Source organism: Actinomadura litoris, assembly GCF_009733595.1.
GTDB lineage: Bacteria > Actinomycetota > Actinomycetes > Streptosporangiales > Streptosporangiaceae > Spirillospora > Spirillospora litoris.
On record NZ_WOFH01000016.1, the window covers coordinates 77,206 to 99,716 of the forward strand.

The 22,511-nt window shown below is 74.0% G+C and carries 24 protein-coding genes and 1 riboswitch; of the genes, 5 read left to right on the forward strand and 19 right to left on the reverse strand.

Annotated elements, in window-relative coordinates:
- Positions 1–6: 6 nt before the first annotated feature.
- Positions 7–483: a hemerythrin domain-containing protein gene (locus GNZ18_RS35110; RefSeq protein ID WP_156220976.1), complete on the reverse strand. Its 477-nt coding sequence runs from the start codon at positions 481–483 to the stop codon at positions 7–9.
- 86 nt (positions 484–569) lie between these two features.
- Between GNZ18_RS35110 and GNZ18_RS35115 the strand changes: the two genes are divergently transcribed.
- Positions 570–1,040 carry a MarR family winged helix-turn-helix transcriptional regulator gene (locus tag GNZ18_RS35115; RefSeq protein ID WP_156220977.1) on the forward strand — a complete coding sequence of 157 codons (471 nt, stop codon included), beginning with the start codon at positions 570–572 and terminating at the stop codon, positions 1,038–1,040.
- Positions 1,041–1,046: 6 nt separating this feature from the next.
- On the opposite strand, the gene GNZ18_RS35120 is transcribed toward GNZ18_RS35115, so the two are convergent.
- Genes GNZ18_RS35120 through GNZ18_RS35135 form a run of 4 tightly spaced genes read right to left on the reverse strand, consistent with a single transcriptional unit; the run spans position 1,047 to position 4,870 of the window.
- The gene (locus GNZ18_RS35120; RefSeq protein ID WP_156220978.1) at positions 1,047–1,667 is read right to left on the reverse strand and encodes a nucleotidyltransferase family protein; all 621 of its coding nucleotides are present in this window, start codon (positions 1,665–1,667) and stop codon (positions 1,047–1,049) included.
- A gap of 18 nt (positions 1,668–1,685) precedes the next feature.
- Entirely contained in the window at positions 1,686–2,810 is a 1,125-nt protein-coding gene (locus GNZ18_RS35125; RefSeq protein WP_156220979.1) for an XdhC family protein, read from the reverse strand.
- Positions 2,803–3,951, reverse strand: coding sequence for a vWA domain-containing protein (locus tag GNZ18_RS35130; RefSeq protein WP_156220980.1), 1,149 nt, complete (start codon positions 3,949–3,951; stop codon positions 2,803–2,805). The genes GNZ18_RS35125 and GNZ18_RS35130 overlap by 8 nt, the downstream gene beginning before the upstream one ends.
- Positions 3,944–4,870, reverse strand: coding sequence for an AAA family ATPase (locus GNZ18_RS35135; RefSeq protein WP_214617786.1), 927 nt, complete (start codon positions 4,868–4,870; stop codon positions 3,944–3,946). The genes GNZ18_RS35130 and GNZ18_RS35135 overlap by 8 nt, the downstream gene beginning before the upstream one ends.
- Positions 4,871–4,977: 107 nt before the next feature.
- Here GNZ18_RS35135 and GNZ18_RS35140 point away from each other — a divergent pair, with 107 nt between their 5' ends.
- From GNZ18_RS35140 to GNZ18_RS35150, 3 genes are read left to right on the forward strand one after another with little or no spacing between them, the layout of a single operon-like run.
- The gene (locus tag GNZ18_RS35140; RefSeq protein ID WP_173390989.1) at positions 4,978–6,255 is read left to right on the forward strand and encodes a sulfite oxidase; all 1,278 of its coding nucleotides are present in this window, start codon (positions 4,978–4,980) and stop codon (positions 6,253–6,255) included.
- 10 nt (positions 6,256–6,265) lie between these two features.
- Positions 6,266–7,681, forward strand: a complete 1,416-nt coding sequence (locus GNZ18_RS35145; RefSeq protein ID WP_156220982.1) for a selenium-binding family protein — start codon at positions 6,266–6,268, stop codon at positions 7,679–7,681.
- A complete protein-coding gene (locus GNZ18_RS35150; RefSeq protein WP_214617783.1) occupies positions 7,678–8,313 on the forward strand; it encodes a hypothetical protein in 636 nt (211 codons plus the stop codon). Before GNZ18_RS35145 ends, GNZ18_RS35150 begins: the two co-directional genes overlap by 4 nt.
- A 5-nt stretch (positions 8,314–8,318) precedes the next feature.
- Here the strand turns inward: GNZ18_RS35150 and GNZ18_RS35155 are convergent, their stop codons facing one another.
- The 7 genes from GNZ18_RS35155 to GNZ18_RS35185 form a co-directional block, all read right to left on the reverse strand.
- A complete protein-coding gene (locus tag GNZ18_RS35155; RefSeq protein ID WP_312874928.1) occupies positions 8,319–8,807 on the reverse strand; it encodes a Uma2 family endonuclease in 489 nt (162 codons plus the stop codon).
- 155 nt (positions 8,808–8,962) lie between these two features.
- Positions 8,963–9,409: a PH domain-containing protein gene (locus GNZ18_RS35160; RefSeq protein ID WP_246251057.1), complete on the reverse strand. Its 447-nt coding sequence runs from the start codon at positions 9,407–9,409 to the stop codon at positions 8,963–8,965.
- A complete protein-coding gene (hisG, locus tag GNZ18_RS35165) occupies positions 9,402–10,277 on the reverse strand; it encodes an ATP phosphoribosyltransferase (RefSeq protein ID WP_214617781.1) in 876 nt (291 codons plus the stop codon). The genes GNZ18_RS35160 and hisG overlap by 8 nt, the downstream gene beginning before the upstream one ends.
- 99 nt (positions 10,278–10,376) lie before the next feature.
- On the reverse strand, positions 10,377–10,880 hold the full coding sequence (gene ribH, locus GNZ18_RS35170) for a 6,7-dimethyl-8-ribityllumazine synthase (RefSeq protein ID WP_156220983.1): 504 nt from the start codon (positions 10,878–10,880) through the stop codon (positions 10,377–10,379).
- Entirely contained in the window at positions 10,877–12,103 is a 1,227-nt protein-coding gene (locus GNZ18_RS35175) for a bifunctional 3,4-dihydroxy-2-butanone-4-phosphate synthase/GTP cyclohydrolase II (RefSeq protein ID WP_156220984.1), read from the reverse strand. Before GNZ18_RS35175 ends, ribH begins: the two co-directional genes overlap by 4 nt.
- 69 nt (positions 12,104–12,172) lie before the next feature.
- Positions 12,173–12,814 carry a nicotinamide riboside transporter PnuC gene (gene pnuC / locus GNZ18_RS35180; protein WP_156220985.1) on the reverse strand — a complete coding sequence of 214 codons (642 nt, stop codon included), beginning with the start codon at positions 12,812–12,814 and terminating at the stop codon, positions 12,173–12,175.
- A complete protein-coding gene (locus tag GNZ18_RS35185; RefSeq protein ID WP_156220986.1) occupies positions 12,811–13,434 on the reverse strand; it encodes a riboflavin synthase in 624 nt (207 codons plus the stop codon). The genes pnuC and GNZ18_RS35185 overlap by 4 nt, the downstream gene beginning before the upstream one ends.
- 71 nt (positions 13,435–13,505) lie before the next feature.
- Positions 13,506–13,636: riboswitch (FMN riboswitch) on the reverse strand.
- 253 nt (positions 13,637–13,889) lie between these two features.
- Here GNZ18_RS35185 and GNZ18_RS35190 point away from each other — a divergent pair.
- Positions 13,890–15,371, forward strand: a complete 1,482-nt coding sequence (locus GNZ18_RS35190; protein WP_156220987.1) for a P-loop ATPase, Sll1717 family — start codon at positions 13,890–13,892, stop codon at positions 15,369–15,371.
- Here the strand turns inward: GNZ18_RS35190 and GNZ18_RS35195 are convergent.
- From GNZ18_RS35195 to GNZ18_RS35225, 7 genes are all read right to left on the reverse strand, one after another.
- A complete protein-coding gene (locus tag GNZ18_RS35195) occupies positions 15,368–16,000 on the reverse strand; it encodes an HAD-IA family hydrolase (RefSeq protein WP_312874917.1) in 633 nt (210 codons plus the stop codon). The genes GNZ18_RS35190 and GNZ18_RS35195 overlap by 4 nt on opposite strands.
- Positions 15,997–16,668, reverse strand: a complete 672-nt coding sequence (rpe, locus tag GNZ18_RS35200) for a ribulose-phosphate 3-epimerase (RefSeq protein WP_156220988.1) — start codon at positions 16,666–16,668, stop codon at positions 15,997–15,999. Before rpe ends, GNZ18_RS35195 begins: the two co-directional genes overlap by 4 nt.
- Before the next feature lie 12 nt (positions 16,669–16,680).
- Positions 16,681–17,628, reverse strand: a complete 948-nt coding sequence (locus GNZ18_RS35205; RefSeq protein WP_156220989.1) for a phosphatase PAP2 family protein — start codon at positions 17,626–17,628, stop codon at positions 16,681–16,683.
- A gap of 23 nt (positions 17,629–17,651) precedes the next feature.
- On the reverse strand, positions 17,652–19,088 hold the full coding sequence (locus GNZ18_RS35210) for an RsmB/NOP family class I SAM-dependent RNA methyltransferase (protein WP_156220990.1): 1,437 nt from the start codon (positions 19,086–19,088) through the stop codon (positions 17,652–17,654).
- Entirely contained in the window at positions 19,088–20,014 is a 927-nt protein-coding gene (gene fmt, locus GNZ18_RS35215; protein ID WP_312874918.1) for a methionyl-tRNA formyltransferase, read from the reverse strand. Before fmt ends, GNZ18_RS35210 begins: the two co-directional genes overlap by 1 nt.
- A complete protein-coding gene (gene def / locus GNZ18_RS35220) occupies positions 20,015–20,560 on the reverse strand; it encodes a peptide deformylase (protein ID WP_156220991.1) in 546 nt (181 codons plus the stop codon).
- A gap of 151 nt (positions 20,561–20,711) precedes the next feature.
- A complete protein-coding gene (locus tag GNZ18_RS35225) occupies positions 20,712–22,502 on the reverse strand; it encodes a hypothetical protein (RefSeq protein WP_156220992.1) in 1,791 nt (596 codons plus the stop codon).
- Positions 22,503–22,511: the final 9 nt, after the last annotated feature.

Below are 22,511 nucleotides of genomic sequence, written 5' to 3' on the forward strand. Positions count from 1 at the left end.
CGCCCCTCAGACCGAGATGCCGTTCAGGGCCTCGCGGAGTTGATCCTCCTCGTAGGCGAAGTGCGCGTCGAGTCGGGCCGTGATCCGGTCCAGCTCGGCGCGCACGCGTGCGGGGTCGGCCGCACCGAGGTCGTCCAGCAGCGCCTGGAGGCTCCGCCGGGCCCGCTCCACCTCGACGTGCTCGCGGCGCAGCCGGTCGAGGACCGGCGCCAGGCCCGGGGCCTCCCTCTCCAGCAGCGGGAAGCCGCGCGTCTCCTCGTTGTCGTGGTGCTCGCCGAGGGCGCCGCACACGGCCGCGCAGTGCTCGCGGAGTTCCGCCCCGAGATCCGGAGCCGGGGCCCGGCCGTCCAGGGCGGCGAGCACCTCGTCCCGGAGGGCGGCGAGCCGAACCCGCAGGTCGTCGTGGATCCGCACCAGCGCGTCGCCGAGCGCCACACCGCCCGGCCCGGGTCGCGTGCTCGTGTTCGCGGGGTTCTCGGTCATCGGTCTCCTATCCTGGGTACGCCCGGCAGACTTTGCTTTGAGAGCAAAGTCTTTTGCAAAACAAAGCTATTTTGGACGGCCAGCGCATGTCAACCGATGAGCACGCGGGACCCGGCGTCGACGACGGGATCCGCACGATGCTGCTGCTGATGCCCCGGCTGGTGTCGGCCGCCAAGCGGATCCGGGTCCCCGACGAGCTGGCCGGCTTCGACCTGGCCCCCCGGCACCTGTCCCTGCTGGCCTACCTGCTGTTCGACGGGCCGATGGGCGTCAACGAGCTGGCCGCGCGGCTGGAGGTCGCGCCCGCGACCGTGAGCCTGATGGTCGGCGACCTGAGCAGGCAGGGCATCCTCGTCCGCGCCGAGGACCCCGCCGACCGGCGCCGGACGATCGTGAGCGTCGCCGCCGAGCACCTGCCCGCCGTCAACGGCTGGCTCGGCCGGGGCGCGGGCGCGTGGCGCGCCGCGCTGGAGCCGCTGACCCCGGCCCAGCGCGGGATGTTCATCGACACCCTGCTCGCCTACGAGCGCGCGGTGACCGAGGCCCGCGCGCGCTGAGCGGCGTCAGCCGAGGCCCGCGTCGAGGAGCGCGGCGAGGTCCTCGGGGGTGTCGATGTCGTCCGGGGCGGCGACGTCGTCGCACGGGACGGGCGTGACGAGGTCCGGGTGGGCGCGCAGGTAGCCGCGCGCGCCCCGGTCGCCGGACGCCGCGTCCGACGCGCCCGCGAAGTGCTCGGCCCGCAGCAGGACGGGGTTGCGCCACGCGCCGCCGTAGGTCGCCACGGCGATCCCCGCGCCCGCCTCGTACGCCCCGACCAGCCGCGCGACGGCCGCCGCGGTGACCAGCGGCTGGTCGACGAGCGCGACGGCGGCGGCGGGGCAGCCGGGCGGCAGCGCGGCGAGCCCGGCGCGCAGCGAGGAGCCCATGCCCTCCCGCCAGCGCGGGTTCGGGACGACCACCGCGCCGATCACCTCGACCTGCGCGGCGCCGGTCACCACGAGGACCGGCGAGCAGCCCGCGTCCCGCAGCGTCCGCACGCCCCGGTCGACCAGGCGCTCGCCGCGCAGCTCCAGCAGCGCCTTCGGACGGCCGAACCGGCGGCCCTCCCCCGCCGCGAGCAGCAGCCCCGCCGGGGGCTCGTCCTTCGGGAAGACACCGCGTGAGTTGGCGCCGTGCAGGGTCATCACGCGAGGGTAGCCCGCTCACCCCTGCGCGGCGTGGATCCTGCCGCCGGTGTCGGTGAGCGGTCGCCCCGAGCCGCCCCAGCGGAGCTGGACGAGTTCGGCGGCGATCGACACCGCCGTCTCCTCGGGCGTGCGGGCGCCGAGGTCGAGGCCGATCGGCGAGCGCAGCCGGGCCAGCTCCCGGGGGGTCAGGCCCGCCTCGCGCAGCCGCGCCAGCCGGTCGTCGTGGGTGCGGCGCGACCCCATCGCGCCGACGTACCCGGCGCCGGTGCGCAGCGCCACCTCCAGCAGCGGCACGTCGAACTTCGGGTCGTGGGTGAGGACGCAGACGGCGGTCCGCTCGTCGACCAGGTCCCGCGACTCCTCCAGGAACTTGTGCGGCCACTTCACCACGACCTCGTCGGCGTCGGGGAAGCGCTTGGGCGTCGCGAAGACGGGCCGCGCGTCGCACACCGTCACGTGGTAGCCGAGGAACTTGCCGATCCGCGCGACCGCCGCCGCGAAGTCGATCGCGCCGAACACCAGCAGGCGCGGCGGCGGCGCGAAGGAGTGCACGAACACGGTCAGGTCGTCCAGCCGCCGCTCGCCCTCGCGGCCGTAGTGCCGCGAGCCGGTGAGGCCCTGGGCGAGCATGCCGCGCGCGTCGTCGTCGACCGCCGCGTCCAGCCGGGCGGCGTGCGGCTCGCCGGGCGCGAGCGAACCGGACGCGCGGTCGCGCCAGACGACGCGCCGCGCCCCGAGCCGCCCGGGACCGCCGACGACGGTCGCGACCGCGACCGGCTCGCGGGCCCGCATCGCCTCGGCCACCTCGGCGAACTCCGGGAACGTCGCGGGGCCGACCGGCTCCACCAGCACGTCCAGGATGCCGCCGCAGGTCAGCCCGACCGCGAACGCGTCGTCGTCGCTGACCCCGTAGCGCCGCACGACGGGCTCGCCGCTCGCGATCACGCTCCGCGCCAGCTCGTACACCGCGCCCTCGACGCAGCCGCCGGACACGCTGCCCGCGACCTCCCCGCCCGCCGACACGGCCATCGCCGCCCCCGCCGGACGCGGCGCGCTGCGGAAGGTGTGCACGACCGTCGCCAGCCCGAACGTCTCCCCCGACGCGTACCACCCGGCGATGTCGTCCAGCACGTCACGCAAGGCCCGTCTCCTCTCTCCCACCGGCTTCCCTCCGGGCGGCCCCGTTCGCGCCGCCCGCGATCAGCCGGGCCAAGTGCTCCAGCGCCGCGAGGCTGTGGCCGGAGGTGAAGTCGTCGACGTGCGGCAGCGCCGCCGCCATCCCGGCCGTCAGCGGCTCGTACCCGGGGCGCGCCTTGTGCGGGTTCGCCCACACGACCCGGTGCGCGAGCCGCCGCAGCCGCGCCATCTGGTCGCCGAGGAGGGCGGCGTCGCCGCGCTCCCAGCCGTCGGAGGCGATCACGACGACGGCGCCCCGGGCGAGGCCGCGCTGCCCGAACCGGTCGAGGAACTCCTTCAGCTCCTCGCCGAGGCGGGTGCCGCCGCTCCAGTCCGGGATGGCGGCCGACGCCGCCGCCATCGCCGTGTCGGGGTCGCGGTGCCGCAGGTCGCGGGTGAGGCGGGTGAGGCGCGTCCCGGCGCTGAAGACCTCCACGGCGGCGCCGCCCGAGCGCGCGGCGGCGTGCGCGAACCGCAGCAGCGCGTCGGCGTAGGGGCTCATCGACCCGCTGACGTCCACGATCAGCACGACGCGGCGCGGGCGGGTCCGGTGCGCGCGGTGCCGGAGCAGGGCCGTCTCGCCGCCGCGCCTCAGCGTCTCCCGGATCGTCCGGCCGGGGTCGAGGCGTCCGGCGGGCGCGGGGGCGAACCGGCGCGACCTGCGCGGCTCGGCGCCCGCCTCCAGCAGCGCGATGAGCCGGGCGACCTCGGCGCGCTCGGCCGCGGTCAGCCGCGCCACGTCCCGGTCGCGCAGCACCTCGGCGCCGCTCGCGGCCGACGCCTCGGGCTCACCCGCGCGCTCCCCGGCTCCGGCGCCGTCCAGGACGGGACGCGCCGCGCGCCGCACCGCGACCGGCGGCGGCCTGCGCCCCGGACGGGCCGTCGCGCCGGAGAAGTACGCGGCGAAGCAGCGGTCGTAGCGGGCGAGGTCGGCGGGGTCGGCGCACAGCGTCAGCCGCCCCGCCCAGTACACCTGCGACGGGTCCAGGACGTCGAGGTGGCCGAGCGCCGCGAGCATCGCCTGGACGCGCTCGGGCCCCGCGCCGCCGCCCGCCGCGCGCACCGTCCGGGCGAACCCGACCATCGTCTCGGTGACGTCACGCATCCGCGTCGCCTCCCGCGAGGCTGGAGGCGAGCAGGGCGTCGAGGCCGCCGCCGAGCACGCGCCGCTGGTCCTCGCGGTACTTCAGCACGGCGCCGAGCGTGACCGCCGCCGTCCCCGGGTCGAGGTCGCGGACGCCGAGCGCGAGCAGCGCCCGCGTCCAGTCCAGCGACTCGGCGACGCCGGGCGGCTTGAGCAGGTCGGCGCCGCGCAGCCGCTGCGCCGCGCGGGCGACCCGGGCGGCCAGCCGCCCGGTCGCCTCCGGCAGCCGCCGCCGGATGATCGCGACCTCGCGGTCGAAGGACGGGTGCTCCAGCCAGTGGTACAGGCAGCGCCGCTTGAGCGCGTCGTGCACCTCGCGGGTGCGGTTGGAGGTGACGACCACGACCGGCGGGCGCTCGGCCCGGATGGTGCCGAGCTCGGGCACCGTGATCGTGAAGTCGCTCAGCACCTCCAGCAGGAACGCCTCGAACTCGTCGTCGGCGCGGTCCAGCTCGTCCACCAGCAGGACGCTCGGCGCCGTCTCCAGCGCCTGGAGCAGCGGCCTGGCCAGCAGGAACCGGCGGTCGTACAGCTCGCCCTCCAGCCGGGCGACGTCGCGCGCCCCGGCGGCCTCGGCGGCGCGCAGGTGCAGGAGCTGGCGGGGGAAGTCCCAGTCGTAGAGCGCCTGCGAGGCGTCCAGCCCCTCGTAGCACTGGAGCCGGATCAGCGGCGCGCCGAGCACCAGCGCGAGCGTCTTGGCCAGCTCGGTCTTGCCGACCCCGGCCTCGCCCTCCAGGAACAGCGGGCGGCCCATCCGCAGCGCGAGGAAGCACGCGGTCGCGAGCCCCTCGTCGCAGAGGTAGGCGTGCCGCTCCAGCAGGCCCGCCAGTTCGGCGGGCGAACCGACCTGGTCGGCGGTCGCCGGCGCGCTCTCCCCCACGATCTCAGGCTACCCAGCGGCACAAGGGGGGCATATGCGGACGATCTTCCCATCTTAATCAGTAGGGATTGTTGACTTTTGTTACGTCACTCAGCAGCATCATGCACATGCGAATCGGTGACCGGGAGCCCCTGACCGGCAGCGACGGCCGGGCCCAAGACCTGACCGACGAGGCGAACTACGAACGTGCCCGCTCGATCTCCCGGCGCGGGCTGCTGCGCCTGTCCGCCGGCGCCGGTCTCGGCGCCGCCATCGGCACCGCCCCCGCGGCCGCCGCCGAGGATCCGGCCACCGGGATCGTCAAGCCGCTGCCCCCCGAGCTGTTCATCCCGCACGGCACCAACGCCGAGATGCGCTGGGAGGCCATGTCCGGCCAGGGCTACCTCACGCCCGCCGACCGGTTCTTCGTCCGCAACCACGTCGCGACGCCCCGGATCGACGCGCGGACGTGGCGGCTCAAGCTGTGGGGCACCGGGCTGCGCGGCGCGCCCACCGAGGACCGCCCGTTCGAGCTGTCGTACGCGGACCTGCTCGGACTCCCCGCCGAGACCCTCACCGCCTCCATCGAGTGCACCGGCAACGGGCGCGGCTTCTACACCGCGCAGCAGGGCCAGCAGGTGTCCGGCACCCCCTGGCGGCTCGGCGCGGTGGGCGTCGCCCGCTGGCGCGGGGTCCGGCTGTCGGACGTCCTGGAGCGCGCGGGTCTCACCCCCGCGGCCGTGGACATCCTGCCCCGCGGGCTGGACGCTGACTATGTGGACAAGGGCGAGAACCTCGGCCGCGTGCGGCGCCCCCTCCCGGTCGCGAAGGCGCTCAAGGACGTCCTGCTGGCCTACGAGATGAACGGCGCGCCGCTGCCGCCCGACCACGGGTTCCCCGTCCGGCTGGTCGTGCCGTCGTGGGTGGGCATCGCGTCCGTCAAGTGGCTCGGCGACATCCAGGTGGCCGACGAGCCGCTGTTCTCGCCGTGGAACACGCGCTACTACCGCCTCTTCGGCCCCGGCCACCCGCCCGAGGGCAGCGCCCCGCTCACCCGGATGAACGTCAAGGCGGCGTTCGAGCTGCCCTGGGAGGCCACGCTGCGCGCGGGCCGCGTCCACGTCCTGCGCGGGCGCTCCTGGTCGGGCAACGGGCGCGTCCGGCGGACGGAGGTCAGCGTCGACGGCGGCCGGACCTGGCGGCGGGCCCGGCTCCACGACGCGCACGCGAGCCCGAGCGGGTGGGTCCGGTGGGAGTTCCCGTGGCGCCCGCACGCCCCGGGCCGGTACGAGCTGATGGCACGTGCCACCGACGTGACCGGCACGTCCCAGCCGCCCATCGCGCCCTTCAACACCTTCGGCTACCTGTTCGGCGCCGTCGTCCGGCACCCGGTCACCCTCGCCTGAAAGGAACCCCATGGCACTGTGGAAGCCAGACCCGACGTTCTACGCCTCGCCCCGGGACGCGGTCTCCGCGCCGCCCGAGAAGCTGGCCTACGTCGCCGCGTTCGACCGCGCCGCCGAGAAGCCGGACGCGATCGCGGTGCTGGACGTCGACCCCGGCTCCTCGTCCTACGGCGACGTCGTCGGCTGGACCGACCTGCCCTACCTCGGCGACGAGCTGCACCACTTCGGCTGGAACGCGTGCAGCAGCGCCCTGTGCCCCTACGCGCCGCACCCGCACGTCGAGCGCCGCTACCTGATCGTGCCGGGCCTGCGCTCGTCGCGGGTCTATGTCATCGACACCAAGGAGAACCCGACCGCGCCCGAGATCGTCAAGATCCTGGAGCCGGACGAGCTGGCCAAGCGCGCCGGGTACTCGCGCCCGCACACCGTCCACTGCGGGCCCGAGGGGCTGTACCTCACCGCGCTCGGCGGCGCGAACGGCGAGGACGGCCCGGGCGGCATCGCGCTGCTCGACCACACCTCCTTCGACGTCCTCGGCCGCTGGGAGGTCGACCGGGGCCCGCAGTACTTCGCCTACGACGCGTGGTGGCACATCGCCCACGACGTGCTCGTGACCTCCGAGTGGGGCACCCCCTCCATGATCGAGGACGGGGTCGTCGGCGAGCTGCTGCTCGGCCGCAAGTACGGGCACGCGCTGCACTTCTGGGACCTGCGCAAGCGCCGCCACGTCCAGACCGTCGACCTCGGCGACGAGCACCAGATGGCGCTGGAGCTGCGTCCCGCGCACGACCCCACCAAGCAGTACGGGTTCGTCGGCGTCGTCGTCAGCGTGGAGGACCTGTCGGCCTCCGTCTGGGCCTGGCACCGCGACGGCGACGGCTGGGCGGCCAAGAAGGTCATCACGATCCCCGCCGAGCCGGCCGACGCCGCCGGCCTGCCGCCCGTGATCGCGCCGTTCGGAGCCGTCCCGCCGCTGGTCACCGACATCGACCTGTCGGTGGACGACCGGTGGCTGTACGTCTCGTGCTGGGGCACCGGCGAGCTGAAGCGCTACGACGTCAGCGACCCCTTCAACCCGGTCGAGGCGGGCTCGGTGCGCCTCGGCGGCATCACCGGCCGCGCCGCGCACCCCGCCGCCCCCGACCTGCCGCTGTCCGGCGGCCCCCAGATGGTCGAGGTCAGCCGCGACGGCCGCCGCGTCTACGTCACCAACTCCCTCTACGGCGCCTGGGACGACCAGTTCTACCCCGACGGCGTCGGCGCCTGGATGGCCAAGCTCGACTCCGACCCGGGCGACGCCTCCGCGAACGGCTTCAAGCTCGACGAGCGGTTCTTCCCGCACGGCGAGGCGTTCCGCGGCCGCCGTCCCCACCAGACCCGCCTCCAGGGCGGCGACGCCTCCTCCGACTCCTACTGCTATCCGTGACCGACGGCTCGCTCGCGGCCCTCGTCGCGCTGGGCGCCTTCCACGGCCTCAACCCCGCGATGGGCTGGCTGTTCGCGGTGGCCCGCGGCCTCCAGGAGCGCAGCAGGTCACTCGTCCTGCAGGCGCTCCCGGCGATCGCCGCGGGCCACGCCGCCTCGGTCGGCGCGGTCGCCGTCCTGGTCGCGCTGACCCGCTCGGTCGTCGCGACGCAGACGCTGGCGATCGGCGGCGGCGTCCTGCTCGTCGGCTTCGGCCTGTGGCGGCTGCTGTCGCAGCGCCACTTCCGCTGGGTCGGCATGCGGATCTCGCTGTGGCAGCTCGCCGGCTGGTCGTTCCTGATGTCGTCCGTGCACGGCGCGGGGCTGATGCTCCTGCCCGTCCTGACCTCCTCGGGGACGGCTCCGGCGGGCCACGACCACGGCCTGCACGCCTCGGGCAGCGCGCTGTCGACGGGCGTGTTCGTCACCGCCGTCCACACCCTCGCCATGTTCACGGTCGCGGGCGTCGTCGCGGTGGCCGTCTATGAGATCCTCGGCCTGGCCGTCCTCCGCCGCGCCTGGTTCAACCTGGACCGCCTCTGGGCCGCCGCCCTCATAGGCGCCGGCACCATAACCGTCCTGACCGCCCTCTGACCCCGTCAATACCGGGCGCGCCGCCCCACGGTCGCAAGGTCGATCTCGATGTCGAAAGGCACCGTGACCTTGAGGACGCCGCGATAGATCCCGGTCAGCGCGTAGACACCGGTGGCCGAACCGAGTTCGTAGACGTACGCGGCCGTCTCGCCGCCCTCGTTCTCCAGCCGCCAGAAGTGCCGGATCCCGGCCGCCGCGTACTTGCGCGGCTTGGTGTCCCGGTCACGGTCGACGGACTCCGGCGACACGGCCTCCACCACCAGCACGACGTCCTCGGGAACGTAGTAGGTGGACGGCTCGTCCCGCTCGAACGCCTCGGCGGTCACGACCAGCACGTCCGGCTCCGGCACCTGCCGCGCGCCCAGCACGACGGCCATCCTCTGGACGGCCCGCAACGCGTCGCGAGCCTGCTTGTCCAGCTCGTTCTCGACCATCCGGAGGACGAAGGAATGCCATTTCTCCTGGGGGCCGACGAAGACGAGGCTCCCGTCGATGAGCTCCGTATGCCGGGGGGGTGTCCATCCTCAGGAAGTCATCAGCGGTGAATCCACCCGGTGGAGGGATCAACCAGTCGGGAAGCTCATCCAGATCCATTCGGCTACCCTAAGCGATTCTCGCTGTACACATCGTGCGCAACGGAAGACTCGGGTCAGGTGGGGTTGGGGGCTTCGCCTTGGGTTTGGAGGAGGGCTCGGAGTTCGGCCAACTGGTGGGCGGCGAGGGTCTTCTCGGCGCCGTTGATGCCCATGGCGCCGAAGGACGTGCCGTCGGCGAGGTCGAGGGTGGGCCAGGGCTCGCCCTCGCCCATCGTCACGTCGATCACCTCGGCCCATTCGAGGCGGCGGGTGCGGAAGGGGTTGACGACCGTGAGGCCCGCCTCGTCGGCCTGGACGCGGCAGCGGGCCAGCATGTGCAGGATCCAGCCGACGAACAGGCCGAACACGACCAGCAGGATCCGGTCGAACAGCTTGAACTGGGGCGCCACGACCACGGCGAGCACGATCATGCCGAGCACGATGATGCCCGCCGTGGCGTAGGCGACGATCCGGGTGACGCGGGGACGCCACACGGTCGGCAGGGCCGGGACGTCAGTCAACGATCTTCGAGATCGGGATTTCGAGGATGTCGTGGGCGCCGGCGGCCTTCAGCGCCGGGATCAGGGTGTTGACGCCGCGCTTGGCGACCACGGACTCCACCGCGCTGGAGTCGCCGCCCGCGAGGGAGGTGACGGTCGGCGAGGACATCGAGGGCATGATGTCGAGGACGGCGCGCAGGTCGCTCTGCGCCACGTTCAGCTTGAGCAGCACGTTGCCCCGGGCGCGGATCGCGCCCTGGAGCAGGAGCGCGACGTCCTCCATGGCGGCGCGCTTGGCCTCGTCCTCGTAGGCGGCGCGGTTGGCGACCAGCTCGGTGTAGCTGGTCAGCAGCGTGTCGAGGATGCGCAGGCCGTTCTTGCGCAGCGAGGACCCGGTCTCGGTGAGGTCGACGATCGCGTCGACGATGTCGGGCACCTTCGCCTCGGTCGCCCCGTAGGACGGGACGACCGTCGCCTTCACCCCGTGCCGGTCGAGGAAGCGGCGGGTCATCGCCGGGAACTCGGTGGAGATCCGCACGCCCTCCGGCAGGTCGGACACCTGGCGCCAGGGCGCGTCCTCGGGCACCGCCATGATCACCCGGACCGGGTCGGAGGTCGCCTTGGAATACTGGAGCTCGCCGAGGCTGACCACGTCGGAGTCGGTCTCGGTGATCCAGTCGCGGCCGGTGATGCCGAGGTCGAACAGGCCCTGTTCGAGGTAGGTCGGGATCTCCTGCGGGCGCAGGACCCGCACCCGGTCGATGCGGGGGTCGTCGATGGAGGCGCGGTAGTCGCGGTCCGAGGCGCGCCGGACGGTGAGGTCGGCGGCGTCGAACAGCGCCAGGGTCGCCTTCTCCAGCGAGCCCTTGGGCAGGACGAGTGACAGCACGGAAAAGCCTTTCGGAAGGGAAGCGGTCGGAGACCCGGTCGTCTCAGGAGCCCGGTGGCGCGGGTCGGTCGGGGGCGCTCAGGCCCCCGTGCCCCGCCGTCAATGCTCCAGGACGTGCCCGGCGTGACCGTGATGCCGCAGACCTCTCAGGGTCAGTGCCGTGTCGAGTGCGGCCACGGTCGCCTCCCATCCCTTGTCCTCGTGGCTGTCGGGCAGCCCGCTGCGGTCCAGTGCCTGCTCAATGGTGTCACATGTGAGCACCCCGTTGCCCACCGGAGTCGCCTCGTCGAGCGCGACACGGGTCACACCGGAGGTGACGGAGTCGCAGACGTAGTCGAAATGGGCGGTCTGGCCCCGGACGACGGCGCCCAGGACGACGACGGCGTCGAGGTCGCGGGCGAGCTGCTGGGCGACGACGGGCAGCTCCAGCGCCCCGGCCACGCGGACCACGACGGGCTCGTCCACCCCGCACGCCTTGGCCGCCGCGAGGGCACGTTCCAGCAGCTGGTCGGTGATCTGGGCGTGCCAGCGGGTGCAGGCGACGCCGAGCGTGAGCCCGGCGGCCTCGACGGTGGCGTCCTCGGGGCGTCCGGCGCCGCTCATGTCAGTCCCTCGATCCGGTGTCCGAGACGGTCCCGCTTGACCGTCAGATAGCGCCGGTTGTGGTCGGTGACGACGACCGGCATGGCCTCGCGGCCCCGCACGTCCAGGCCGAACCCCTCCAGGCCCTTCAGCTTGGCCGGGTTGTTGGTGAGCACCCGGACGGAGCGTACGCCGAGGTCGCGCAGCATGTGGGCCGCGTTGGAGTACTCGCGCGCGTCGGCGGGCAGGCCCAGCTCCAGGTTGGCGTCGACGGTGTCGTGGCCCTCGTCCTGGAGTGCGTAGGCGCGGAGCTTGGCGAGCAGGCCGATGCCGCGCCCCTCGTGGCCGCGCAGGTACAGCACGACGCCGCGGCCCGCCGCCGCGATCCGCTCCATGGCCGCGTCGAGCTGGGGGCCGCAGTCGCAGCGCTCGGAGTGCAGGACGTCGCCGGTGAGGCATTCGGAGTGGGCGCGGACCAGGACGTCCTCGCCGCCCGCGACGTCGCCGAGGACGAGCGCGACGTGCTCGCCGCCGTCCACGGCGCTGGAGAAGCCGACGGCGCGCCACGTCCCGAACCGGTTCGGGACGCGGGTCTCCACGACGCGGGTGACCATGGCCTCGGTGCGCCTGCGGTACTCGGCGAGCCCCTCGATGGAGATCAGCTTCAGGCCGTGCTCCTTGGCGAACACCTGCAGCTCCGGCAGCCGCGCCATCGTGCCGTCGTCGTTGACGACCTCGGCGAGGACGCCCGCGGGGGCGAGCCCGGCCAGCCGCGCGAGGTCGACGGCCGCCTCGGTGTGGCCGCGGCGGCGCAGCACGCCGCCCTCGTGGTAGCGCAGCGGGAAGATGTGCCCGGGGCGGACCAGCTCGCGGGGCTCGGTCGCCGGGTCGCACAGCGTGCGGATCGTCCGGGCGCGGTCGGCGGCGGAGATGCCGGTGGTGACGCCGTCGCGCGCGTCCACGCTGATGGTGTAGGCGGTGCGCATGTGCTCGTTGTTCTGCGCCGTCATCAGGGGGATCTGGAGCCGGTCCAGGTCCGTGCCCGTCATCGGGACGCAGATCACGCCGCTGGTGTGCCGGATGGTGAACGTCAGCAGCTCCGGCGTCGCCTTGGCGGCGGCGAAGATGATGTCGCCCTCGTTCTCGCGGTCCTCGTCGTCGACCACCACGACGGGGCGTCCCGCCGCGATGTCGGCGACCGCCGCCTCGATGGAGTCGAAGATCCCGTCGTCGTTACCGCTCATCACGTGTCCCGCCTGTCCCGTCTTCTACCTGGTGGGCTGTCTGGTCGGCTGTCTGGTCGGCAGGGCCGCTCATGCGGTCACCGCCTCGTTGCGGGGGGTCCGGACGTCCCGGGACTCCCTGAGCCAGTTCCTGAACCCGGCGACCACCATCACGAAGAAGATCCCGTAGACGGCGCCGGAGACGTACAGCCCGGAGTTGAGGGCCAGCGGGACGCCGACGAGGTCGACGAGCACCCAGATGACCCAGAAGTCGACGAGGGCGCGGCTCTGCGCGAACGTCGCGACCGCGCTGCCGACGAAGATGTAGGCGTTCGCCCACGGGGACCAGGCGACCTTCAGCCAGTCCAGGTGGATGAACAGCTCGGCGACGACGACCGTCCCGACGGCGAGGGCGGCGAGGAGCACGGCGCGTTCGCGCGGGGTCGCCCGCCGGACGGCGAGGCCGCGCTCCCGGCGGCGGCCGCGGGTCCACATGGCCCAGCCGAAGACGGCGAGCACGCAGAACAGGAGCTGCTTGAGGGCGTTGCCGGGGACGTGCGCGTGCAGGGACGCGGCGAGCAGGAGCAGCGCGCCCGCGAGCTGGACGGGCCACGTCCAGAGGGTCTTGCGCATGGCGAGCCACACGACGGCGAGGGACAGGACGTTGCCGATGAGGTCGGTCCACAGGATGTGCTCGCCGAACAGGGAGAAGTCCGCGTTGAGCCAGCTCATGTCGGATCACCGGCCAGTCTTTCGCCGACCGCCCTGTCGCCGATGAGGCGTTCGACGTACTTGGCGACGACGTCGGCTTCGAGGTTCACCGGGTCGCCGGGCTCCTTGCGGCCGAGCGTGGTGAGGGAGAGCGTGGTGGGGATGAGCGCGACGCTGAACCGGTCGGCCCCGGCCTCGACGACGGTGAGGCTGATGCCGTCCACCGTGATGGAGCCCTTGTCGACCAGGTAGCGGCTCAGGTGGGCGGGGAGGGAGATCGTGACGACGTCCCAGCGCTCGCCGGGCTCGCGGGAGATGATCTCGCCGACGCCGTCCACGTGGCCCTGGACGAGGTGGCCGCCGAGCCGGTCCGAGAGCCGGACGGGCCGCTCCAGGTTGACCCGGGAGCCCGCGCCGAGCGCGCCGAGGCTGGACCTGTCCAGCGTCTCCCTGATCGCGTCGGCGGTGAAGGTGTCGCCCCGGACGTCCACGACGGTGAGACAGACGCCGTTGACGGCGATCGACGCGCCGTGCACGGCGTCCCGCGTGACCAGCGGGCCGCGGATGGTGAGGACGGCCGAGTCGCCGTCGTGCTCGATCGCCACGATCTCGCCGAGTTCCTCGACGATGCCGGTGAACATCTCCCGGGCCTCCTAGGTAAGGCTCCGGGGGACGTGCGTGTGGCGGAACAGCGCCCCCATGCAGGGGCGTACTGCGCGCTGCCTCCCATCCGGACTTTCACCGTCGGTCCCGGAGTTCCACCGGGTCAACCGGCCGATGGCTTCGGCCGGGTCGCGGACTGTCACCGCCGGTTCGGAATTGCACCGACCCCGGAGCACGCTTACTGCTTGGCAACCAGTGTGCCACGCCGCACATTCCCGATCCGGTGTGAGGAACGCCACGGCCGCATGTGGTCGAACAAGCGCTCGCTTGTTCGGGGGTCCCGGCGCCGCTTTTCGGACGGGCCGATCCCGAGGCCGACCTGTCCGCTTCGACCATCCGCGCTGCTCGCCGCTTTCGGCGCGGGATAACGGTTGATCGTGACGGGAGCGGGGGCGACACTCGTCCAGAAATGCACGCCAAGGATTGGGGAGCCATGGCGAAGGTGTCATTGCCGCAGAAGGTCTTCGATGTCCTGGACTTCGGCACGCCGTCCGCGGAACGCGATATCGGCCGGGGGCTGGAGAAGTACTTCGTCGAGTCGCCCGCGTTCCACCGGGTGCGCTCGGGCTCGAAGACGGTTCTGATGGGCACCCGCGGGTCGGGGAAGAGCGCGATATTCCAGGTGCTCGCGAGACGGGAGCGCGCCGCGGGCTCCCACGTCATCGAGCTGTCCCCCGAGGACTACTCCTACGAGCTGCTCAGCTCGACGATGGCGGCGGAGAGCGCGGGCGCGTGGGCCAAGCACGGCGCCTACGCGGCGGCGTGGAAATACCTGATCTACGTTCTCGTTATGAAGGCCGTGGCGCGCAAGGGCATGCGGCTCACCAAGGGCGGCGGCCGGGAGATCCACCACTACATCCGGGACAACCACGGCGCCCAGGCGCTCGGCACCCTCTCACTATTGGTGTCCTATTTGAAAAGGCTCGAATCCATCAAGCTCGGGCCTATCGAGGCGGGCATACGGACCCGCGAGCTGGACCGGCTCTACAAACTGGAGGAGATACACAATCTGCTTCCCGCACTTCGGAAGGTGCTGGACGGCCAGCGGGTGGTCGTCTTCGTCGACGAGCTCGACCGGGGGTGGGACTCCTCCGAGGACGCGAAGGCGTTCGTGGCCGGGCTGTTCCAGGCGTGCATGTCGATCAACGGGCTGCACCGGAACCTGCGCGTGTACGTGTCGCTGCGGCAGGAGCTCTACGACGACATCCCCGCCCTGTACGAGGACGCGCAGAAGCACCGCGACCAGTTGGAGAAGATCTCCTGGACGGAGGAGTCGCTGCTGGAGATGATCGCCAGGCGGATCCGCTTCTCGGCGCACGAGAAGGGCTTCGACGTCGAGGCGCTGGAGCGTGCCGGGGACCGGGCGTGCTGGTCGGCGGTGTTCGCCGGGCCGCCGGGCGCGGCCCGGGACGCCGCGTTCGGCTACATGGTCGGCCGGACGCTGTACCGGCCGAGGGAGCTGATCCAGTTCTGCTCGGAGGCGCTGGAGCAGGCGCGGGGGCGCGGGTCGCGGCTGCCCGTCCCCTACGCGGCGATCGAGAGGTCGGAGTACGGCTACTCCGCCGAGCGGACCAAGGACATCGCCGCCGAGTACCGCTCCCAGTACCCGGGGCTGCTGAGCGTCTTCGAGGTGTTCCGCAGCCTCCCGCCGGTCCTCGACCGCGAGCGGCTGGAGATGCTCTGCCTCGAACTCGCCTGCGGGGACGTCCCCACGCACGGCACCGGGGAATGGCTGCCGTTCTGCGACCCCGACGACCTCATCGAGATCCTGTGGCGGGCGGGGCTGCTGACCGCGCAGCCCACCGCCGACGGCCGGTTCCTCGGCAGCCACCAGGTCCACCACCTGAACCTGGCGGCGGCGCGGCGGTTCCGGGTCCACGAGATGTTCCACGCGTCCCTCGGGATCGCCGGTTAGGAGATGCGCAGGCCCCCCGGGGCGGACTTGACCCAGGTCATGTCCTTGATGATGTGGTGGGCCGAGGTCAGCTCCCCGGCGGGGTGGCTGGTGGTCACGGCCACGACCGTCGCCCCGGCGGCGCGTCCGGCGGCGACGCCCGCGGGCGCGTCCTCGAAGACGAGGCAGCCGGACGGCTCCACGCCCAGGCGTTCGGCGGCCAGCAGGTAGCCGGACGGGTCGGGCTTGCCCAGCACGACGTCCTCGGCGGTGACGACGACGTCCGGCAGCGGGACCCCGGCCACGCGGGTGCGGACGGCCACCTGCTCCCGGTCCATGGAGGTGACCATGGCCCAGGGCAGGCCGTCCAGGGACGCGAGGAGGTCGTGGACGCCGGGGAGCGCGGTGATGCCGTCGCTGCGCGCCGCTTCGAGCTCGTCGAGGCGCGCGGTGGCCGCGCCGACCTCCTCGGCCGGGAGGAAGTCGGCGACGCGGTCGCTGGTGCGGCGGCCGTGCGAGCCCACGAGGTACTCGTCGGGGTCGATGCCGTACTCGGCGGCCCACTCGCGGGCCGCGCTCTCGATCAGCGGGGTGGAGTCGACGAGCGTGCCGTCCACGTCGAACAGCACGGCGCGGCAGGGCAGGATCACTCCCCGCCCCCCGCGGCCGCGGCCTGGGCGCGGAGCGCCCGGACGGCCTCGGCGGGGTCGTCGGCGCCGTAGACCGCGCTGCCCGCCACGAACACGTCGGCGCCCGCCTCGGCGCAGCGCTCGATCGTCTCGGCGCTGACGCCGCCGTCCACCTGGAGCCAGACGGGCAGGTCGCGGTCCTTGATGAGGGCGCGGGCGCGGCGGATCTTCGGCAGCACGACGTCCAAGAACTTCTGGCCGCCGAACCCGGGCTCGACGGTCATGAGCAGCAGCATGTCGATCTCGCCCAGCAGGTCTTCGAGGCCGTCGACGGGGGTCGCGGGGTTCACGCCCAGCCCGGCGCGCGCGCCCGCCGCACGGATGGTGCGCAGCGTGCGGATGGGGGCCTTGGCCGCCTCGGCGTGGATGGTCACGCTGCCCGCCCCCGCCTCGGCGTACCGGGGGGCCCAGCGGTCGGGGTCCTCGATCATGAGGTGGCAGTCCAGCGGCAGGGCGCTGTGCTTGAGCAGCGCCTCGACGACCGGCAGGCCGAGGGTCAGGTTGGGCACGAAGTGGTTGTCCATGACGTCGACGTGGACCCAGTCGGCTGCGTCGGCGATGAGCGCGACGTCCTCGGCGAGGCGGGCGAAGTCGGCGGACAGGATGCTGGGTGAGATCTGCGGAGCCATGATGGGATGAGTCTATTGCCGCAGTTCCGCGAGCCCGTCACCCGGCCGCCCCGCGGGAGGGGCCGGGCGGCGCGCCAGGCCGAGCCGCACGAACGCCTCCGGCGCGCCCGCGGTCGCCCACAGCCCGAGCAGGGTCTGGACGGCGAACGCCTGGACGGGATGGGCCCCGAGCAGGTACCCGAGCGCGGAGAGGGCCAGGGCGCCCGCGACCCCCACCGGGAGGCGCGCCAGGCGCCGCCCGGGGGCCCCTCCGGCGTCGAACCAGCCCCGGGCCGACATCAGCGAGAGGCCCGCGAGGATCCCGCAGAGGCCGCCGGCGGCGGCGGCCACCTCGTTCAGCGTGATGGGACGGGTGCGGCCCCCGGCGGCGGCGATGGCGCGCGCCCACGCGTCCGGCCACCGCCAGTCGTGCAGCGCGTGGACGGCCGCCCAGGCCGCGCCGACCCCCACCAGGGACACCGCCAGGGCGAGCGCCATCTGCACCGCCAGGGGGCGGCGCGTCCACCAGGGGACGACCATGGGCTCCAGGCCGAGCGCGGCGACGAGCACGACGAGCCCGACGGCCCAGCCCGCGAGGACCTGGCCCGCCGAGTGCACGCCCAGGTACATGCGTGAGGCGCCGATGAGGGCGACGACGACGGCGGCACCGGCCCACAGCGGCCACCGCCGCGTGCGCGCCGCGAAGAAGCCCCACAGGATCACGGCGTTCTGCGAGTGCCCGGACGGCATCCCGAAGGAGACCCTGGACTCCCGTCCGACGATGCCGGGGTCGGTCCAGTACGGGCGGGGCGCGTGGAAGACCAGCTTCAGGACGGTGTTGAGCACCGACCCGAACGACAGGATGACCGTGGCCCGCGCCGCGAGGCGCGGGTCGACGCACCAGTACACCGCCGCGAGCAGCGGGATGGTGAACCCGGCGCTGCCGAAGTACGACATCACGTGCATGAAGGCGGTGAGCATGGGGTGCGGTGGGTACCTCCCGGTCAGTCCGTCCCGTCGGGATCGGCGCGGCGCAGCAGGGCGAGGAACATCGCGTCGGTGCCGTGGCGGTGCGGCCAGAACTGCGCGTAGGGGCCCTCCCCCAGGCCGGCGAGCTCCGGCGCGACCGCCGCCAGGACGGACGGCGCGTCCAGCCGCTCGACGCCGGCCCGCTTGCGGAGCACGTCGTCCACGACCACGCGCGTCTCGGCCAGGTGCGGCGAGCAGGTGACGTAGGCGACCACCCCGCCCGGACGGACGGCGTCCAAAGCCGACCCCAGCAGCGTGCGCTGGAGCGGGCCCAGCTCGGCGATCGCCTCGGGGCCGCGCCGCCAGCGCGCCTCGGGGCGGCGGCGCAGCGCGCCCAGGCCGGTGCAGGGGGCGTCGACCATGACGCGGTCGAACGCGCCGGGGCGCCACGCGGGCGCGGTGCCGTCGGCGACGACGACGCCGGTGCGCGCGTCCACGGCGCGGGCGACCAGCCCGGCGCGGTGCGGCTGGACGTCGGCGGCCAGCAGCCGCGCGCCGCGTCCGGCGGCGACGGCCGACAGCAGGCCCGCCTTGCCGCCGGGGCCCGCGCACAGGTCCGCCCAGCGGGCGTCGGGGCCGGAGAGCGGAGCCGCCGCCAGGGCCAGCGCGACCATCTGGCTCGCCTCGTCCTGCACGGCGGCGCGGCCCTCGCGGACGGCGGCGATGCCCGCCGGGTCGCCCTCGGGCAGGAGCGCCGCGTACGGGGAGTAGGAGGACGGCTCGGCCCCCTCGGCGCGCAGCTCGTCCACGGTGGCGCGCCCCGGGCGGGCGACGAGCGTGACCCGGGGGCGGGCGTTGTCGGCGGCCAGCAGCGCGTCGATCTCGGCGCGGTCGGGGCCCAGCGCGTCCCGCAGCGCGGACACGATCCACTTGGGGTGGCTGTGCGCGACCGACAGGCGGGTGGTGACGTCGGCGTCCGCGGGCGCGACGATCGCGAGCCAGGCGTCCAGGTCGCGGGTGGTGACCTTGCGCAGCACGGCGTTGGCGAACTTGGCCTGGCCGGGGCCCGACACCGACCGGGCGAGCTCCACGGCCGTCCCGACGGCGGCGTGCGGCGGGATGCGGGTGGCGAGGATCTGGTGCGCGCCGAGGCGGAGGACGTCCAGCAGCGGCGCGTCGATGCGGCGCAGCTCCCGGTCGCTGCACAGCGCGAGGACCGCGTCGTAGGTGCCGCGCCCGCGCAGCGTCCCGTAGGTGAGTTCGGTGGCGAGGGCGGCGTCGCGGCCGGTGAGGCCGCGGTCGCGCAGCCGCGCGGGCAGCAGCAGGTTCGCGTAGGCGTCGCGGGACTCGACCGCGCGGATGACGTCGAACGCGGTGCGGCGGACGAGGTCCTGCGGGCGGCCGGTCCGGCGGGGCCCGCCGGGCCTGCGGTTCCTGCCGTGGTCGGCTCGGCCGTTACGGGCGGGGGCCATCAGTGCAACGCGTCCTTGCCGATGAGGTTGACGCCGCGGACCCAGTCGGCGGCCGCCATGCGGCGCTTGCCCTGCGGCTGCACCTCGCCCAGCGCGACCGGATGCGTGGCCGTGCCGACCAGCACCTCCTTCTTGCCCGGGCGGATCTCGCCGGGGCTCAGCGCCTCGGCGTCCGGCGCGGGCCGGACGGGCCACAGCTTCACCCGGGTGTCGCGGAAGTTCGTCCACGCGCCGGGGGCGGGCGTGCACGCCCGGACCAGCCGGTCGATGTGCCGCGCCGGGGACCGCCAGTCGACGTGCCCGTCGTCGGGGTTCAGCTTGGCGGCGGTGGAGACGCCCTCCTCGGGCTGCGGGCGCGGCTCCAGCACGCCCGCCTCGATGCCGTTCATCGTGTCGAGCAGCAGCGTCGCGCCCGCGACGGCGAGCCGCCCCAGCAGGTCGCCGGTGGTGTCGTCGGGCCGGATGGGCTCGGTGAGGACGCCGTAGACGGGGCCGGTGTCCAGGCCCTCCTCGATCTCGAACGTCGCCGCGCCGGTCATGTCGTCGCCGTGCAGGATCGCGCGCTGCACCGGCGCCGCGCCGCGCCAGGCGGGCAGCAGCGAGAAGTGCAGGTTCACCCAGCCGTGCCGGGGGATGTCCAGCGCCTCGCGCGGCAGCAGCGCGCCGTAGGCGACGACCGGGCAGCAGTCGGGCGCGATCGCGCGCAGCCGGGCGAGGAACTCCGGGTCGCGCGCCTTGGCGGGCTTGAGCACCTCCACGCCCGCTTCGGCGGCGCGCTCGCCGACCGGGCTGGCCACCAGGCGGCGGCCGCGGCCCGCGGGCGCGTCGGGGCGGGTCACGACCGCGGCGACCTCGTGCGAGGAGGCCAGCAGCGCGTTCAGGGACGGGAGCGCCGTCTCGGGGGTGCCCGCGAAGACCAGCCTCACTCAGATCGCCTTCCCGAACGTGCGGTGCGGGGACTCCTTCACGACCGGCGCCGGGTCGCCGAACCACTCGGCCTCCCGGATCGCCTTCATGGCGGCCTTGCGCTGCTCGGGGTCCATCCGGTCGATGAAGATGATGCCGTCCAGGTGGTCGGTCTCGTGCTGGACGCAGCGCGCCAGCAGGTGCGTGCCCTCCAGCGTGATCGGCTCGCCGTGCATGTTGAAGCCCTTGGCCACCACGCCCACCGAGCGGGGCGTGGGGAAGGCCAGGCCGGGCAGGGACAGGCAGCCCTCGTCGCCGGTCTCCTGCTCCTCGGTGAGGTCCAGGGTGGGGTTCACCACGTGCCCGAGCCGGTCGTCGACGTAGTAGGTGAAGACCCGCAGGCCCACGCCGAGCTGCGGCGCGGCCAGGCCGGCGCCGGGAGCGTCGATCATCGTGTCGGTGAGGTCCTTGACGAGGAGCCGCAGCTCCTTGTCGAAGTCCCGCACCGGCTCCGCGGGCGTGCGCAGCACGGGGTCGCCGAAGATGCGGATGGGCTTGACGGCCAACGAGGACTCCGTTTCCTGGGGCGGGGAAGCCGTTTCCGGACGGGACGGTCAGGGGACGCGATACCGCCTCCAGTCTACGGAGCGGCACACGTGGCCGTGCTGCCCGCCGCGTTCCCCGCCCCGTTTCCCGCCGCGGTTCCCCGCCGGGCTCCTACCGTGACGAGCGCGCCTTGTAGGCGGCGGTGCGGGCGGCCTTGGCGGTCGCCTTGTCGGGATGGTGGTCGCCCAGGGCCTCCAGCACGTCGGCCACGTCGTCGTGGTGGGTGCGCCACAGCTCGTCGATCATCACGAGCAGCTCCGGGCCGGGCGGCGCGTCGGCCAGCGCCGCCTCGACGGCGTCGGCGGGCTCGGCGGTCTCCAGCATCCCGGCGACGGTGTCGACGAACACCCACAGGTACTCCTCGCGGGCCAGCTCCCGGCCGGAGGGGTCGCCCGCCGCGTTCAGCCACAGCACGGCGTAGGGCGAGACCAGCGGGTGCTCGCGCGCGGCGCGGACCACCGGCGCGGCCTCCGGGCCGATCCGGTGCAGGACGGCGGCGGCGAGGTTGCGGGCGCCGGGGCCGCCCGTCCGCATGACGTCGAGGAGGTCGGCGGCGGCGTCCTTGGCGTCCCGGGAGGCCAGCCAGCCGGCGATCTCCTCGTCGGCGGTGTCGGGCCGGTGCCAGGTGAGGCCCTCGACCAGCCCGGCCGCCGACGCGTCCGCCAGGTCGCCGACGAGCGGCGCGGTGAACCCGTCGGCCAGCAGCAGCTCCCGGACGCCCCACACGCCGAGCGGCGTGAGCGCGCGGCCGCCGTCACCGGCGACCTCGACGATCCCCCACTCCTGCAGCGCGCCGAGCTCCAGCAGGAACGCGTCGGCGACCAGGCCGGACATGGCGTCCTCGTCGGAGAGGTCGTAGCTCTCCCCGACGTGCTCGCGCAGCGCCTGGAGCAGGTCGTGGGGAGAGGTCGGCTCCTCCTGCTCGTAGAGGTGGATCAGGACGCCGGTCATCTCGTTCTGGACGAGCTCCATCGCGTCCAGGCCGTCCTCGGGGTCGTGCTCGGGCACCACGACGGCGTCGAACAGCGGCAGCCAGGCGGCGAGCAGCGCGGCGTCGTCGGCCGACCGCAGGCCCTCCAGCGCGGGGCCCGGCCCGGCGGCGCCGTCCGCGACGGAGATCACCTCGGCCTCGACGGCGGCCCACCACAGCCGCTCCAGGGCCCCCTCGTCCTCGACCTGGGCGTACCCGCGCGTGAGCTTCATGCCGAGCGCGTCCCGGGCGGCCTCGGCGTCGGCCTCGGTGAGCTGGTCGTGCTCGGTGAGCGCCCGCCCGTCCGCCCACTCCGCGAGCGCGACGGCCCGCCCGGTCAGCTCCGACGCGCGGACGGCGGCGGCCAGCTCGCCCTCGGCCGGCAGCCGGACGGGCGGCACGACCAGCTCCTCGGTCTGCCGCAGGTACTCCTCGGTGCGGGCGTAGCGCTCGTCCTCGGGCAGCGCCTCGAACTCGGCCACCCACGCCTCGACGGCGCCCTGGTCGTCCAGCGGGACGCCGTCGGCGCGCATCAGCCCGGCGATGACCTCGGCCGCGACCTGCCGCTCGGCGGTGTCGGCGGCGGCGACGACCTCGGCGAAGGCCGGGGCGCTCCGCTCGATCTCCGCCGCCAGCTCGGCGGCGCGCGGGGCGGGCACCGCGCGGGTGTCGCGCAGGAACGCCACGAGGCGGCGCAGGGTGTCCAGGACGGCGGGGACCTCCTCCGCGCCCGCCACCACCGACTCGGGGAACACCTCCAGCAGCAGCTCGCGGACGCCCTCGGGGGTCAGCTCCTCGGGCGCGCCGAGCCCCATCTCCTCGCGGACGAGGTCGAGCAGCAGCCGGGCGCCCTGCTCGTCCAGCCCCCCGCCGTGCTCGTCCGCCCACAGCCGCAGTTCGCCCGCGGTCGTCTCCACCCAGTTGTCGGCCACCCGAGAACC

What these genes read in the sequence shown, in the direction of transcription:
- GNZ18_RS35110 (WP_156220976.1), bottom strand. Translation starts at nt 483, where the DNA reads ATGACCGAGAACCCCGCGAACACGAGCACGCGACCCGGGCCGGGCGGT.
- GNZ18_RS35120 (WP_156220978.1), bottom strand. Translation starts at nt 1,667, where the DNA reads ATGACCCTGCACGGCGCCAACTCACGCGGTGTCTTCCCGAAGGACGAG.
- rpe (WP_156220988.1), bottom strand. Translation starts at nt 16,668, where the DNA reads ATGGCTCCGCAGATCTCACCCAGCATCCTGTCCGCCGACTTCGCCCGC.
- GNZ18_RS35210 (WP_156220990.1), bottom strand. Translation starts at nt 19,088, where the DNA reads ATGGCCCCCGCCCGTAACGGCCGAGCCGACCACGGCAGGAACCGCAGG.
- GNZ18_RS35130 (WP_156220980.1), bottom strand. Translation starts at nt 3,951, where the DNA reads ATGCGTGACGTCACCGAGACGATGGTCGGGTTCGCCCGGACGGTGCGC.
- GNZ18_RS35115 (WP_156220977.1), top strand. Translation starts at nt 570, where the DNA reads ATGTCAACCGATGAGCACGCGGGACCCGGCGTCGACGACGGGATCCGC.
- GNZ18_RS35140 (WP_173390989.1), top strand. Translation starts at nt 4,978, where the DNA reads ATGCGAATCGGTGACCGGGAGCCCCTGACCGGCAGCGACGGCCGGGCC.
- GNZ18_RS35145 (WP_156220982.1), top strand. Translation starts at nt 6,266, where the DNA reads ATGGCACTGTGGAAGCCAGACCCGACGTTCTACGCCTCGCCCCGGGAC.
- GNZ18_RS35205 (WP_156220989.1), bottom strand. Translation starts at nt 17,628, where the DNA reads ATGCTCACCGCCTTCATGCACGTGATGTCGTACTTCGGCAGCGCCGGG.
- pnuC (WP_156220985.1), bottom strand. Translation starts at nt 12,814, where the DNA reads ATGAGCTGGCTCAACGCGGACTTCTCCCTGTTCGGCGAGCACATCCTG.
- GNZ18_RS35185 (WP_156220986.1), bottom strand. Translation starts at nt 13,434, where the DNA reads ATGTTCACCGGCATCGTCGAGGAACTCGGCGAGATCGTGGCGATCGAG.
- GNZ18_RS35190 (WP_156220987.1), top strand. Translation starts at nt 13,890, where the DNA reads ATGGCGAAGGTGTCATTGCCGCAGAAGGTCTTCGATGTCCTGGACTTC.
- GNZ18_RS35175 (WP_156220984.1), bottom strand. Translation starts at nt 12,103, where the DNA reads ATGAGCGGTAACGACGACGGGATCTTCGACTCCATCGAGGCGGCGGTC.
- ribH (WP_156220983.1), bottom strand. Translation starts at nt 10,880, where the DNA reads ATGAGCGGCGCCGGACGCCCCGAGGACGCCACCGTCGAGGCCGCCGGG.